Source organism: Waltera acetigignens, assembly GCF_025567015.1.
GTDB lineage: Bacteria > Bacillota > Clostridia > Lachnospirales > Lachnospiraceae > Acetatifactor > Acetatifactor acetigignens.
Window position 1 is genome coordinate 1 of the sequence record NZ_JAOQJO010000030.1, and the last position, 14,337, is coordinate 14,337.

A 14,337-nucleotide genomic window follows, 5' to 3' on the forward strand; every position below is an offset into this window, starting at 1 on the left:
TTCCCGAGGAATGCCGGAAACCACGCCGCTCATAAAAGCGGCGTTAAATTTAAGGGTAGGCGCAGGATTTGACGTTTACGAGCCTTCACTCAGCAATTCGTATATAAAAATAGCTAATTCATCCAATTCCATAGCGACAATCTGATCATATTTTGATTCGTTTGAGCTCTCTTCATTTTTTTCGTTATTCAGGTTTTTATTATTTACGACATCCTGTTCACTCTTTCGAACAGGATTCTCAACAATTGCTTTTTTACAAAAATCTATAAATTTTACTGCATCATTTTCATAGAATTCGTAAATCACTTTATAATCATCACTTTGTATTTTATCTATTATCATTGTTCGAATCTCTGCCCAACGATTTTCTTCCGCATATTTCTCAAACACACCTTTGCTAAAACATGCCAGGCACTTAATGACCGATGCAAGCATTTCTTCTTTTTTTGAATATGTATTTTCAGTCAAATGCTTGCTATATGATGCTAAATATTTATTTTCAATAAATATAGGTATATCTAATACTGGCACATGTGCATCAAAAAGTTGATCACATAACTGATCTATGGCATAATCTGGAATATTATCTTCAATGCAATAATCTATTAACATCTTTTCTGTAATATATCCTGCCTTATCTACTGTTGCCAGAATTTTTTTCTTCACGTTTTCAAGATCTATCAACTCATTCACTCCTATATTTAATATACTTTTCGTCTTTCTAATGCCTTTCCTAACTTATCAATAGCCTTCTTTTCAATTTGTCTTATACGTTCCCTTGTCACTCCCATACTCTGCCCAACTTCCTCCAATGTATGTTCTGTGCCATCTGCTAAGCCATACCTCATACAAAGTACTTTCCGTTCTCGATCTTTTAAATGTCCTAAAAGTTCATGGTTCGATGTCTTTAATAAAGATTGTTCGGCTATATTTTCGACACTGTTTCCACTCATTTCTGTTGTAATACTATCTTCAGACAGCTCTTCAAACGAAAATGTATTATTAAGTTTTTTGTTTGTATCTATTGCTGACACTAAATCCTCTATTTCTATATACTCCAGCAAATTTTCAAACGTTTCTTCTCCTGTTTCTTCTCGAAGATCATCCATTGCCTTGAATATTGTCTCCTTAAAATGTACTGGATATTGACATATAAAGTTTTGGGGTAATGAATATCTTCTCATTGTCTGCATTGCCCACAATCCAAAGTAAGATACAAATGAATCCGGTCTTGTCATATCAAATTTATTTATAGCAATAAGTAACCCTATCATGCCATTTTGAAATGCCTCTTCGTAATCTACATAATATGCCTTTGCAAAATCATACGCTTGTCTTAAAATGGATCTAGTATACATCATAACCATTCTTTCTCTAGCATACTTATTTCCATTTTGAGCCTGCGGCAACAAAATCTTCCACTCTCTGCTTTGTGGTGGTTGCACTCCTCGTACCTGTTCAACAAATGCTGTCATATTAGGGAATTCTTTTTCAACCTTATCATAAAAGTACTCATAATCCGTATGACTATGATCTGCATACTCTTTTTCGTCATTCGTATTTTTACGTTCATAGTCATCCGATACAATAACTTTTTTGCTAAAAATACGCTCACAGATTGAATCAATTTCTATGAGATTCAGATCATAGTCTAAACAGATATCTACGATTTCGTCTTCCGTAATAGTACCTTTTTCACGATATTTTTCGAGTATTTTACTCTCTACTTCTTCTCTAACTTGTCCCATTATTTTTTCGCCAATTTACACAACTCAACTATATGATCTGTATCAATCACTTGATTATACCTTTCATCCATCTCTTCCATAAAATCGTACAAATTGCTTAAATAATCCGCTGCTGAAGTCCCTGTACCAATAATTTTTTCGTATAAAACATCAACCCCACCTAATACATATTGGTCATACAGTTTTTCATCCTCGGCGGCCTTATCACTATTATACAGCCGAAAAGCTTTATCAACTCTTCCCTCTATATCTGGTTCATTCTTTTTATCTAACAACATAATCAAGCGATAGTTAAATGCCAAATCATCAGAGTTATTCATTAATATTTCTGGGAAGATTTTTGTAGTCTTATCTCCACTATTATCTGTCTCAGCCTTTCTTTGATATAAAAAGCCTACAATAGGAGCCATTAGATATACATCATAATTCCTCTTAAAAATCTGATTTCTATCATCAATTTTTGCAGTTAACTTAATTACTTTTTCTGCATGTGATCCCTTAAATGCATACTCTTTATCAAACATTTTTTACCTCCTCTCTAACTCCGTCTCAAACTCATTGAGCTTATGAAAACTGTATCTTTTTCCTACTTTTGCCCCCATATTTGTCTCAGCGATCTCACCATCGGTATCTTTAATAAAGATAATTACTTGCTCTGCTACTTTGGGCAAAGCATCACACACAGTTTTTATTCTTGTTTTGTCAAATGCCGACAAAGGGGCATCCATTACCAGCGGATATGCTTCCGTCATAAGCATTGAGTTTTCCTCATTATTGTTTTCTCTTGCCAGCTGAATCACACCAGCAATAAACGCAAATATTACAGAAATACTCTGTGCTGTTGATGTTTCTATATCGCCTACATAGCCATCAAAATCATCAACTACAACCTGAATATTATATTTCTCATCAATTTTTAACGAAAATCCGCCATTATAAATTTTTTTGAAAATATCATTTACAACTTTTTCAAGGCGTTCACGAGTTTCTGTCTCTTTTTCTTTATATACAGCACTTAAACACCTATACATATATATAGCATATGCCTTACATTGTGCTATACGTCTATTATTATCATCCTTTAGCACAAGTTTATTAATTTCAGTATCACATCGATCCCTGCTAGTACTAAGACCTCCTTGTTCAACAAGCAATCGATTCCTCTCATCTCTCAGAATCGATAATTGTTTTGTATAGAACGAATATTTTTTCTGTAGTTCCCCTACATCTAACATTCCCTCCAGTTTATGACCTATTATTTCAATATCCTGAATAGCCTGATCATGATCATTTTCAAGTTCCCTCAATGCACTATACACACTTGAAATCTGTTCAAACAGTCCATCTGTCGATTTACATTTCAATTCACATTCCCTTGTGAATTGTGCAATAATGGTACCTATGCTCTTAGGCGGAATGTAATCAAGCAATCTATTCAATTCTGTATATGCGGAACTCCCAAATTCTATATCTGCACCACATATACACTTTTTTCTGCCCAACAAATACTGTATTGTTCTGGCATGAATATCCGGAATGCCAGTATCCAATTTATCCGCATTTGCTAGTTCTTCCAATGCATCATTGATCAGTTTTGATGACATCCAAAATGCACCACTTTTATTAAAGTTCTCTAAGATACTATGTGTATTGCGTATTTTACTCTCTTCTAATCTTTTTATTTTGTCTAATAAATGCGTTCTTTCATTTGCTAATTTTTCGCTATCTTTATTTTCAACTAGCTTTATTTCATATTCCTTCTGTTTTTCTTTTGCAGTAAGTTCCTCATTATCTATTTCTTCTAATCTCTTTTCTATAACCGCAAGTCTATTTTCGTATTTTTTCATTTCTTCTCTGTACCTTGCGATTTTTGAATCACTCTTAGAATCATAATCTTCATCATAACTCTTAATTACACTGGAGGATGAACGACCATTTAAATGATCTAATGCCGCTGTAAATGCGCTCAATCCCAATAAACTTTTAACCGCTTCTGCGAATTCTGGACTTTTTCCTTTTTTGATTTCTTTACTCATATTACCGATACGTTCACCATCAAAAAAGAAATATTTTGACAGTTCCTTGGGTAATATTTGTTTCATTCGCACTTCTGTTTCATTTTCTCTAATAAATTCCTGCTGACCATCTGAATTTCGGTATGCAATCTTGAAAACGCTATTATTAGGTCGCTTCAAGTTTCCTGTAGCATCCGTAGTATACTTCTGTTCTCTAATAATCGTATACTCTATCTCCATATGCTTTAGATTCAGTTCTACCTTTACAGATGCCTCTCCATTCGGTCCAATCTTTTGCGCAACTTTTTTATTTAATACGTTTTTGTCATCAAAATCGGTATCTCCATATAAACACCATGTAAAAGCTTGTGCTAATGTTGTCTTTCCCGATCCATTCTCACCCAATATAATTGTCACATTCCTATCAGGCTCTGTGGAAAAGTCGATTGATTGAGTTCCAATAAATTGTCTAAAATTTTCCAAATTCATTTTCTTTAGTAACATTCTACATCCTCCTCAATCATCTTTTTAATTCTTCTTATCATTTCAGGATTACTAAATTCTTTAGTGCTAAGATTTCTCTTTTCTTTTACAATTACCCTTTTAATTAACTTTTGTGCTTTTTCCACGTCCACATCAATACCGTTAATGTTTTCCGTTTTCTTATTCTCCATAAGTGAATTCCTCCTCATAATTTATTATATAATCCTGTAAATCATAAGCCGTTCGTATATCATCTATAATTGCTAATGCGGTGACGCTATTTAGTGCAATTCTTGCAAATTCTTCTGCTCTACATAGCTCATTTTTTACTAAAGTCAATTCCCTTTTCATCTGTTCTTCCGTTATACCAGTAACTTCATCTAATTTTCTCGGGAGTGTAATAAAATCGTATATTTCTGCATAATCCTTTCCCTCAGCCAAGCGTAACACTCGACCTCTTCTCTGAATATATTCTTTAGGATTATTTGTACTTGCTAGAATAAACGCTGTCTTTATTTTAGGAATATTTACACCTTCATCAAGACATTTTATAGCTATCAATGCTTGTAAGTTGCTTCCATCAGCAAATTCTCTCTTTAAAATATTTCTTTCCTCTACGTTCTCCTTAGACGTAAATTGTGAGACTTTCATATGTAATTTGTTTCCAAGCAGGTCTGTCACAAGATCAATTTGACGTATTTCATCGTTATCAATCTGCATGTTTTCTTGATTTCCATCAAACACTGTTGTTGCACCACAGTACACTAAAATATGTTTATCTTCAATATATGGCATAATATATTTCTCGAGTGCTTGAATTTTTCCCGATGCCCCAGCAACCAATCGTGATCTTTGAAGTGCCAGTCGTTTGCCTTTCTCTGACAAAACTGTTTTTCCTCTTTTATCTTTTGTTAGGCATTTCGCAATTTGAGTTGTAAGATTATCATATTCCTGCAACTCTATATCCGATAGACTTACAATCACAGGATAGTATTTATACGGTGTAAGTTTACCCTCCCCAATAGCTTTTTCAAGACTGTATTCAATACATTTTCCGCCAAAATATCTATATAATGCTTCTGTTCCCTCGGGATCACCATGTCTATCCAAAGTAGCTGATAAAGCCAACCGATACTTATAATTTGGCAATAATAATCTCCGGAGATTATCTGCCCCAAAATTATGGGCCTCATCAACCATCAATAATATATCTGACCTTATCTTACTAAGCTGATTTTGAACAAACTCTGAAGAAAAAGTGGCATTCGTAGTAACAAAACAAAAAAATTCCCTTTTCCTCACTTTGAGTTTTTGATCCCTTATTGCAGATTCTAAATTCTTTTTCCAGCTTCTTTGTATAGAACTACTATATCCAATAATAGGTTTCATACCAAATAACACAATATCTTCAACCCATTGCTCTACCAAGTGTTGGTAGGGACAAACAATAATCAATGCCAACCGATCTTCAAGCCTCTTTGATAATCTTGCTGCTGCTCCAAGCCCGGTATAAGTTTTTCCGGTACCTGTAGCCATGTCAAAAATGCCTTTAAAATCTTGTTCTTCCCACTTATCTATTGCTTCCACTTGATAATCTCGTAATTCAAATCCTTCAGGTATTCTCGGTGCTATAGTGGTCTTGTCGATACTTCTTTCACCTTCAGCGCTTACACCATCTGGATACTCTTCTTTATCAATATTGAAGTTCGTTGATTTTCGTCGATACTTTTCTATCAGAGCTTTTGTAATATTTTCAAATTCCATTACTTCAATATTGGGTTCATTATTGTTCCATATAGAGTGAAACGCATTACATTTTAATTGTACACGTTCCTTTTCGCTTGAATCTCCCCAGTTTCTAAAGACATCCATTGTCTCATAATTTATTGACATTGCCGTAGCTGATTCATTATTTGATCCGGAAAAAGCTATTACATTTCCTTCATCATCTTCAATAATTCCCATTTTTTCATGGTACATTCCCATGCCAGATCTATCCATGGTATAAGCAATTCGAATGTCCAAAATTCCATCAGCAACCAGATTCGCTAACATATTCATGCGTTCAGATGCATAATAGTTTACTGGCTCATGTAATTGTCTCAATAATGCTTGTTCGATCACCTCTTTACGATTTTCATATCCCGTTTTGATTGCTTCAATATCTTCATCAGATAAATATGGTGATGCTACAATACGAATTTTCCCGCCATTTTGTGCCATTTTAGCAATACCTTGTGAAACCTCTACTAAAGATGATGATGAGAAAAATCCTACAGCACGCCTATAAGATACTGCATTCTCCAAACACGGTATATAAAAATCACGTACCATATCATCAATTAAAGACCTGTATTCGCTTTTAATCAGATGATCTTTCAAACTCATTATCAATTCCCCCACTATAATGTTTTTAGTGCGTCTATTAACTTATCAATATCTTCTCTTGTATTAAACTGTCCCAAGCTAATTCTCACTGTTCCTTTCATTTGAATATCTCCCAAATATTCATGAATCCAAGGTGCACAATGATATCCAGTTCTTACCGCTAAATCAAATTCTTCATCTAAAATTGTACCAACATCATCCGCCAAGTACTCATCAACCGTAATCGAAAAGATTCCGACATGGTCCTGTTCTTCCTTCGGTAGATATATTTTTATATTGGATAATTCCTCTAATTCCTTCTTTAAATAGTTAGATAACTCTTTTTCTTTCTCCAATAATAGAGGTTGATTCAATACTTCTAATGCTGCGTTCAGTCCGGCAATTGCATTGATATTAGTACTTGATGATTCATATCGTGCCTCCGCACCAGCCGGCATATTTAAGTTCAAAGAATCACTACCGGTTCCACCAACGATAGTCTCTTCAAGTGACACGCCAGTTGTATTTAAAAATCCACCAATACCAAACGGACCATATAAAGTCTTATGCCCTGCAAATGCAATTATATCTGCTCTAATAGTCCTAATATCTACCGGCACTAGTCCCAAAGATTGAGCTGTATCAAGCACTGTAATAGCACCATACTTCTTGGCTTCTTCAAATATTTGGGCAATAGGTAATATATATCCTGTAACATTGCTAATATGTGTGCATATCACTGCTTTAGGTTTCTCTTTAGAAAATTCGTACGCCATTTTTTCAATATCGACATCAAGTCCACCATCCACTAGCGGAATTTTTTTGATAACAATACCATGTTTTTTTGTCATAAGATGCAATGTTCTAGCCACTGCATTATGTTCATAAGGTGACACATATACCACATCATTTGTCTGCCACTTAATTCCACCAACAATTTCATTAAGCGCTATTGTGATGGATGGGGTAAATACTACTGCAACATTCATATCCGCATGAACAAGTCCCCTCAGCATCGCTTTGGTATCGGAAATCAGTTTACTTGCTTCACGTGCCTTTTTGTAAGAGCCTCGCCCAGCATTAACACATAATTCTCGGTTTGCTCTATCCATAGCATCGTATACCGATTCCGGTTTTGGATATGTAGTTGCAGCATTATCTAAATAAATCATTTACCCTATCACCTTTTCAATCATTTCAAGCAATATTCCTACCCTGTCATTGACACTCAAATCATCAAATTCATCCAGGGTATCTTCTAAAATATTTCTTAAAATGGCTCCTGTCCTTTCATCGACTGCTTCATAATACTTTTCGATTACTTTTCCATTTTTACCTACAAATGTAAGTCTCCTCTGGCCCTCATTCTTTTCATCATGGATAGTTTCCACTTCTGCTTTTACTGCACTAAGAGCTTGGGAAAATTCATCCAATGCTCCATCGTTCCAATTTTCAATGTATATATCCGATAATGCCTTTACGACTCTTTTTGCCACTTCCGCATCATCATATACATCCAGTTTTTCTATGCATGACATAAAATTCGTGATTCGCCCACTATGCAATCCCTGCTTTGATAATTTGCTTTGCTGTTCATACCATTGTTTCAAAACATGATATAAGTCATTTTTCCGTTTCCGGTCAAAAGTATCATATACTTTAGATACAGCTAATGTTATCACCCAGCTAAGATACATATCATAGGAGTTTTTACAATTTACAATTTTTGTATATGCTTCTTGATAAGAACCGGCGCTTAGTTCTTTAGGAAGTGTATCGAATACAATTTCATAAGGATTGTATTCCACTTTTTGCAGTATCTTCTTAAATACTTTTAATCCTACACTTACTTCCTGATTTGGATAATCCGATATTTCAGCCAAATTCCGCGTTGCCTGCGGCAAGGAACGAAACCATCTCTGCATACATAATACTATATTTTTAATTCTGTTATCCGTAAGGTTTATGCTCTCATTTACTGAAAACAATTCGTTCATTTGTCTTATATATTCTTCTTTCAGGTAATCTTCTCTCGAAACAAACAACGAATAGTCTGCCGCATGTTCGCACATATTGACAACAACTTCTGGGGTTATTTGTATTTCACCCTTTGCATAATATGCCACAATATCCTCATGTCGTCTTGACAACACATATGCAAAATATATCGGGATTACCCCCATACGCATGCCGTACGGTTCCGATGTCAATAATGCAATCGCTTCTTTCAATGAATGTTTTTCTACACCGCATTCATTAATAAATTTGTCAAGAAGATCTAAAATTTCTTTTATATAATTCTCCCCTGTATCATCAATAATTCCTGTTCTATCAAACAGGGCTCTGAAAATAGTGGCTTCTTGGTTTGTTCCTTTATAAAACTGTGGCTCTACCTCCCCTTTCGTCGAAAGAAGTTCAGCTATAATGTTCAATCGAGATTTTTTTGTCTGTGCACTTTCTATCGTGGTTCGGTTGATTATTTCATTATTTATTTCAGGTGTTTTGTAATATACCAGTTCACAACTGCTATTTACCGCATTTTCCTCTTGATTTGCCTTGTATTCAACTACATGCTTTCCATCAAATGCTAATACCTTACAATTCTTATCCTCTAGATATACTTCTGTACATCTATTGCGTACAGTATCAATAATATCCTCTTCTAAAAGCGGAATTTCCCTTTTTGCAATATCACTATTAATCGATAAGAATGAGTTTTTTCTAATATCCTGCAATATTTCATATTCTACTAATTCTTTCTCACATGATATCTTTTTCTCAGGGACCACTACTACGAGATTCTTACGTCTTAACTCCTCTACCTTTTCTATTACAGCGTCTTGTTGGATAGCCTTTCTGCTGAATAAAGTTATAACCTTACCATCTGCTTTCATTTGAGAATCAAAAAATACTTCTGCAGATTCTACATTAAGAAAATACTCTGCTTCCATATACTCATGTTGGAAGTATCTCGTCATAGAATGCATTGCATTATATTTTCTAGGGACTACATAATAAGCACTATTTATATCTAATAATGCCTTTCCATAATTTACATTATTTCCCTTAATTTCTTTAAGCTTTTTAATTTCAGTTCTCAGTTCAATTCCAGCCTGCGTCTTATATACATAAGCTCCTGTAGATTTCTTTCTGTATATAATATTTTTCTGCGTAAGCGCTTCTAATACAGAAGTGCCTTCCTTCAGTCGTACCGCCAAGCTTAAATATGTTTCATTTGCCAGCACTTCATCCTCTTTGTTTACAATTTGGATGACAGCCATAGCCTTAATCACTTTTCGCTCGTCTTCCGAAGAACATTTTGAAAGTGCTACCTCCGCGCCCAACCATATGTTATGAATAAATTCATTATTGACATCCTTTTTAAATAAGCCACTAAAGTAATCATAAATCAGATCTGCACCAATCACCCAGTCCTTTGACTTATCATGATCTAAGACATATCGAGCCATACTGTTAGGTTCATCATTAGAAATAAAAGTAAACAATGTTCTCTCATTCTGTGCAACTTTTTCACTAATATTAAGAAGTAAATAAGTTGCAAGTGGATTTAAGGGATAGCATCCTTTTAATATTATTTCATCAAAATCTTTTCTTTCAAAATTGCAATTAAATACCGGTAGTTGATAATAATTTTCTAAAGCTGTGGGACCTACTATTTTTCCAGCATTCGGTATTTGCCCCAAAGCTCTAGAATTTTTAATAATTGCATGTGATACCAGTTCATAATTATTTTTGGATGACGTAACAAAATGCTTTTCAACAATACGACCTTCTATTCCAGTAAATGCATTAATAATGTCACTGGATAGATATTTGCCATATTCTTTTATGCTCTTATGTGCAATCATCGTAATAAATATCTTCGCATTCGATGAATCCGTTGCCAATTCACACATGTCCTGAAGTAACTTCATGTTATTTCCGACATTACCATCCGTCAGTCCCTCGATGAACTTACTAAACTCATCAAATACTATATAAATTCCCGAAAACCCATAGTCTTCTACCAGACGTTCACTAACACTTTTATACAGCGGCAATACTTCCGATACAGCCAATGGGTTAAATATACTTCCAGATGTAATCTTTGGATATACACTAATAAAAGTATCTAGCGCTGTCCGTGAATATCTTTTCAACTCATAAATAAATTCTTTGTGTTCTATTCCAATGCTTTTTAATTCTGTAATAAAATCATGATAGGTCTCCGGATAATTTTCTTGCCAGTCTTCTATCCTGTTTAATGCAATCGAATAGTATGTATCGGGTGCCAAATCAACCAATTTTTCTCTTTTTAAAGCATCGTTCAATGCCAATAAAAATGCTTGATTTAAATCACCAGTAGTATCATTGATTATAACTGGTAAAAATCTATTCTTACTCCATAATAATTTTACATCAGAAGCTGCCTGTTCTCCCAATTCATCTACAGCAGAAATTTTGTCAGCTAACTCTTCTATTATTTGAGTATTCTCACCAGTTCTTTCCATTGATAAAATAGCAAGCAATACTAATAATAAGTGTGACTTTCCCTTGCCATAAGGTCCTACAAGCAGAGTCGCCTGTTCCTTATTATTTATGGTTGCCTGCATATAGCCATCCAAAAAATTAACAGATGATTTTGTTGGAATATAGCTTAATACTTTTTCCGCCTTATTCAAACTAAGGTATAAATTTATGGATGTTTTAAAGCTATTATTAAATTTTATGATTTCATTTAAACTCTTAATGGCCATCTGCACTCTTCTCGTTTCTTTTATCTTTTATAATAGTCCGCCATTACGCTCTCTGTTGTGAAAGCTTTTGTCCGATATATCATATCCAATCCAGCCGTTCTGTCTACACGAATGTATTCAGCAGCATCCAGCCGATCAAGCAATTCATTTGCCAGAACCGGTTTCACCTGATAGATATGTGAAATACCGCATGTTCCATTCAATACTCTCTCTATAGATATTTCGTTTTTATCCCGCATCATTTCTGCTAATTCATACAGCACTACCCATTCATCAATATCACGTCTCTTAGGACTTGTTTGAGAATAAAGATTTTCTGTATTTTTGACGAGACCTAAATTTGCAAAAGGAGACTGACTTTTGTCCTCAGGATCACTGTTCACTTTATTCTTACTATACATGTTCAGCAGAACATCTACATCGTTCTTTAACGAGTTTTCAGAAAAAGGTTGTCCCATGACATATTGAGATATTTCACGATACAAAATTTTTTCTATCTCATCTTTTTCCATATCTATTACATTACATTTGTTAAAGAACATGTACCATGTAGTCGCTTCTGCAATATTTTTTGCAATTTGCGAATGCAGAATCCATAAAGTAAAATTTTTTTCTAGATATACATCATTCTGTAAAATGATTTTTCCAAGTTCAGAAAGTTTTGCTCCTGCGCCCGGATTTTCTTCGATAAGTTTAAATGCCTTCATCCAATATCTAAGGGACTTCACCATATTATTTCCAATGCCAAAAAGATCAGGTCCCTCACTTCCCAAAAAAGCATCTGGTCTTTTGTCTATAATACTTAGCCCCTTTGTAAGCCACCCATCTCTTAACGCAAATTTTTCATGACCTTGAAGTCTTATTTTTATTTTTGTGTTTGTTGCCATATTAAGTCCTCTTTATACATAATACTTTTCTCATGTAGCAGCCTGCATTAAAATGATTAACACACTCCGTGCAACGCTTACATTTCTCATCGTTAATTGTATATGCAATCTTTCCAGTACCATCATCTTTCACACTAATGGCATCATGCCTGCATACACTTTCACATGCTTTACACCCTAAACACATTTGATATTTAGTAAGCTGACACTGCACTCTTCCCTCAGCAGCCGCCAAATTTCTTGCTCCAGCAAGATGTGTATCTTTAATGGTCACTTTAAGCTTAGTGCTTCCCATTCTTCCCTGAAGAACAAGTACAACTTTTCCTGCTTTGTTTAAGACATATACCTCACCTAAACGTTTGTTTCCAAGTTCCTTATTGATATAACCAAAAGGCTTAAACAATTCATAGAACTCTTCCGTAATAGGACGCTGTAATTCATAGTTAAATGCATTTTCATCCGTTGCGCACGGTTCATACGCTACAACCGATGTCTGTGCAGCGGCAAGTCCATTTCCACCCTGTCGTGCTTTCCAGCCTCCCTGTGATACGTATTCCTCAGGGTCAGGTTTTCCAATTGTTGTTGCAAAATCCACAAGTAGCTTATGCCAATGTACATATTGATCGTACATATGCACTTTGGATAAAAATTCAGACCATCCACCATTATTAGGGCAACACCAGCATCCTACTCTCGTCCAGCCTAAACGATATGCTTCATTGAAGTCTATGCCTGTTGCCAATATATAAAGCCAAACATCAAAGTCAAACCAATCAATAATAGGAGATGCTACTTTTTGCTTAGTTATTTTAGGGCTGTCACTCTCTCTTTCATATTTGCTTCTACTAACAGATTCACTATGTCTAATTCCTTGAAAACTCAATATATTTGTTTTATCTTTAAATGCAGAGGCTATTGTTTTTTGAATAGCTCCCGTTTTAAAAACTGTGCAACACCATCTCATTACTCTACTAGGTGGTCCTACAACATCACACAATTCTTCAAAGTTTTTTTCTCTATTTTTAGCAGTTAAAATTCTTACTCCTTGTGACTCTTCATTTCTATTAAAGCGCTTCTTATATTCCATAGTATATGGAAATTCCAATGTGGTATCGCCAAAAACATGAAGGACTTTATTTGTGCCAAGCGCTGTATTTACAATGTGTGACGTCACTGTGGAGTCTTTTCCTCCACTAAAAGATACCATCATGTCATCAATACTGTATCTATCCTTATACTGTTGAACATAATAAACTGCCTCTTCTGTAATAGCATTATATCTATCTGTATTTGCTGCTATAAAAGCTCTTTTATATTCATCAAAATAGCTATAATCTAATTTTGCAGCATTCATATCATACTGATCTTTTAATTCTTTAACTTTTTCTATCGGCCATTTATTTATGGTTGAAACCGATAATTTTACTTTTTTCCCATCAATAATGTAGTTATTATTTCCATACCAAGCTGAAGATTTCTGATAATGCAAAGCATCTCCTGTTAGTATTAAAGAAATAAGCATATTTTCTTCCGGAAATACCGGTCTTATATCAGAAGCTATATATCTTCCCTTGCTAGTACATATGGGGCAATCCATATCAAAAATGGGAATATTACATTCATCACACCAATATATCTTGGATGTCATTTGCGTTAAACTTCCACAATCTGGATTACTGCAACGCTCTCCATTCATGGGAATCCTGCATTTAGGGCATATTCTTTCAATCATACTTTATACACTCTCTTTTGCATTGTCTTTTTCAAAACTCATTATGTCACCTATGTTGCAATCCAGATATGTACATATCCTTTCTAACACATCCATGGAGACACTTTCACCTTTCCCCATTTTGGCTATTGTTGCAGAGCTAATATTAAGTTTTTCCGCCAAATCCTTACGATACATGTTTCGATCGATCAGTATTTTCCATAAACCATTGTATGAAACTGACATTGTTTTACCTTTCGTGAAATATTAATTCGTATATGTTAGAATTGGTGAATTGGAAAATTAAATTCCAGTCCATTCACCCAAAAACTGGAACTTAGTATTGCAAAATATATCCTAGAAGTTAGT

The 14,337-nt window shown here is 34.6% G+C and carries 11 protein-coding genes; all 11 read right to left on the reverse strand.

All coding sequences use genetic code 11. The features are described from left to right. Positions 1-75: 75 nt before the first annotated feature. The 11 genes from OCV96_RS18835 to OCV96_RS18885 are packed head-to-tail and all read right to left on the reverse strand — an operon-like array spanning position 76 to position 14,214. A complete protein-coding gene (locus OCV96_RS18835; protein WP_262595167.1) occupies positions 76-684 on the reverse strand; it encodes a hypothetical protein in 609 nt (202 codons plus the stop codon). A gap of 17 nt (positions 685-701) precedes the next feature. Next, complete coding sequence (locus OCV96_RS18840) at positions 702-1,748, reverse strand: sigma-70 family RNA polymerase sigma factor (protein ID WP_262595168.1); 1,047 nt, start codon at positions 1,746-1,748, stop codon at positions 702-704. After that, positions 1,748-2,272, reverse strand: a complete 525-nt coding sequence (locus tag OCV96_RS18845) for a hypothetical protein (protein ID WP_262595169.1) — start codon at positions 2,270-2,272, stop codon at positions 1,748-1,750. Before OCV96_RS18845 ends, OCV96_RS18840 begins: the two co-directional genes overlap by 1 nt. Positions 2,273-2,275: 3 nt before the next feature. Continuing rightward, complete coding sequence (locus OCV96_RS18850; protein WP_262595170.1) at positions 2,276-4,267, reverse strand: AAA family ATPase; 1,992 nt, start codon at positions 4,265-4,267, stop codon at positions 2,276-2,278. Continuing rightward, entirely contained in the window at positions 4,258-4,437 is a 180-nt protein-coding gene (locus tag OCV96_RS18855; RefSeq protein WP_262595171.1) for a hypothetical protein, read from the reverse strand. Before OCV96_RS18855 ends, OCV96_RS18850 begins: the two co-directional genes overlap by 10 nt. Next, positions 4,427-6,634: a DEAD/DEAH box helicase family protein gene (locus tag OCV96_RS18860; RefSeq protein ID WP_262595172.1), complete on the reverse strand. Its 2,208-nt coding sequence runs from the start codon at positions 6,632-6,634 to the stop codon at positions 4,427-4,429. Before OCV96_RS18860 ends, OCV96_RS18855 begins: the two co-directional genes overlap by 11 nt. Positions 6,635-6,648: 14 nt before the next feature. Next, positions 6,649-7,785 carry an aminotransferase class V-fold PLP-dependent enzyme gene (locus OCV96_RS18865; protein WP_262595173.1) on the reverse strand — a complete coding sequence of 379 codons (1,137 nt, stop codon included), beginning with the start codon at positions 7,783-7,785 and terminating at the stop codon, positions 6,649-6,651. After that, entirely contained in the window at positions 7,786-11,370 is a 3,585-nt protein-coding gene (locus OCV96_RS18870; protein WP_262595174.1) for a hypothetical protein, read from the reverse strand. It abuts the gene before it with no gap. A 20-nt stretch (positions 11,371-11,390) separates the two neighbouring features. Further along, positions 11,391-12,257, reverse strand: coding sequence for a DUF4007 family protein (locus OCV96_RS18875; RefSeq protein WP_176935534.1), 867 nt, complete (start codon positions 12,255-12,257; stop codon positions 11,391-11,393). Between the two features lies 1 nt (position 12,258). Beyond that, positions 12,259-13,953 (reverse strand): phosphoadenosine phosphosulfate reductase domain-containing protein, encoded by a 1,695-nt coding sequence (locus tag OCV96_RS18880; RefSeq protein ID WP_262595175.1) that lies wholly within the window; start codon positions 13,951-13,953, stop codon positions 12,259-12,261. Positions 13,954-13,992: 39 nt separating this feature from the next. Further along, positions 13,993-14,214 carry a helix-turn-helix domain-containing protein gene (locus OCV96_RS18885; protein ID WP_262595176.1) on the reverse strand — a complete coding sequence of 74 codons (222 nt, stop codon included), beginning with the start codon at positions 14,212-14,214 and terminating at the stop codon, positions 13,993-13,995. Positions 14,215-14,337 lie beyond the last annotated feature (123 nt).

What these genes read in the sequence shown, in the direction of transcription:
- OCV96_RS18860 (WP_262595172.1), bottom strand. Translation starts at nt 6,634, where the DNA reads ATGAGTTTGAAAGATCATCTGATTAAAAGCGAATACAGGTCTTTAATT.
- OCV96_RS18885 (WP_262595176.1), bottom strand. Translation starts at nt 14,214, where the DNA reads ATGTCAGTTTCATACAATGGTTTATGGAAAATACTGATCGATCGAAAC.
- OCV96_RS18880 (WP_262595175.1), bottom strand. Translation starts at nt 13,953, where the DNA reads ATGAATGGAGAGCGTTGCAGTAATCCAGATTGTGGAAGTTTAACGCAA.
- OCV96_RS18870 (WP_262595174.1), bottom strand. Translation starts at nt 11,370, where the DNA reads ATGGCCATTAAGAGTTTAAATGAAATCATAAAATTTAATAATAGCTTT.
- OCV96_RS18865 (WP_262595173.1), bottom strand. Translation starts at nt 7,785, where the DNA reads ATGATTTATTTAGATAATGCTGCAACTACATATCCAAAACCGGAATCG.
- OCV96_RS18855 (WP_262595171.1), bottom strand. Translation starts at nt 4,437, where the DNA reads ATGGAGAATAAGAAAACGGAAAACATTAACGGTATTGATGTGGACGTG.
- OCV96_RS18850 (WP_262595170.1), bottom strand. Translation starts at nt 4,267, where the DNA reads ATGTTACTAAAGAAAATGAATTTGGAAAATTTTAGACAATTTATTGGA.
- OCV96_RS18845 (WP_262595169.1), bottom strand. Translation starts at nt 2,272, where the DNA reads ATGTTTGATAAAGAGTATGCATTTAAGGGATCACATGCAGAAAAAGTA.
- OCV96_RS18840 (WP_262595168.1), bottom strand. Translation starts at nt 1,748, where the DNA reads ATGGGACAAGTTAGAGAAGAAGTAGAGAGTAAAATACTCGAAAAATAT.
- OCV96_RS18875 (WP_176935534.1), bottom strand. Translation starts at nt 12,257, where the DNA reads ATGGCAACAAACACAAAAATAAAAATAAGACTTCAAGGTCATGAAAAA.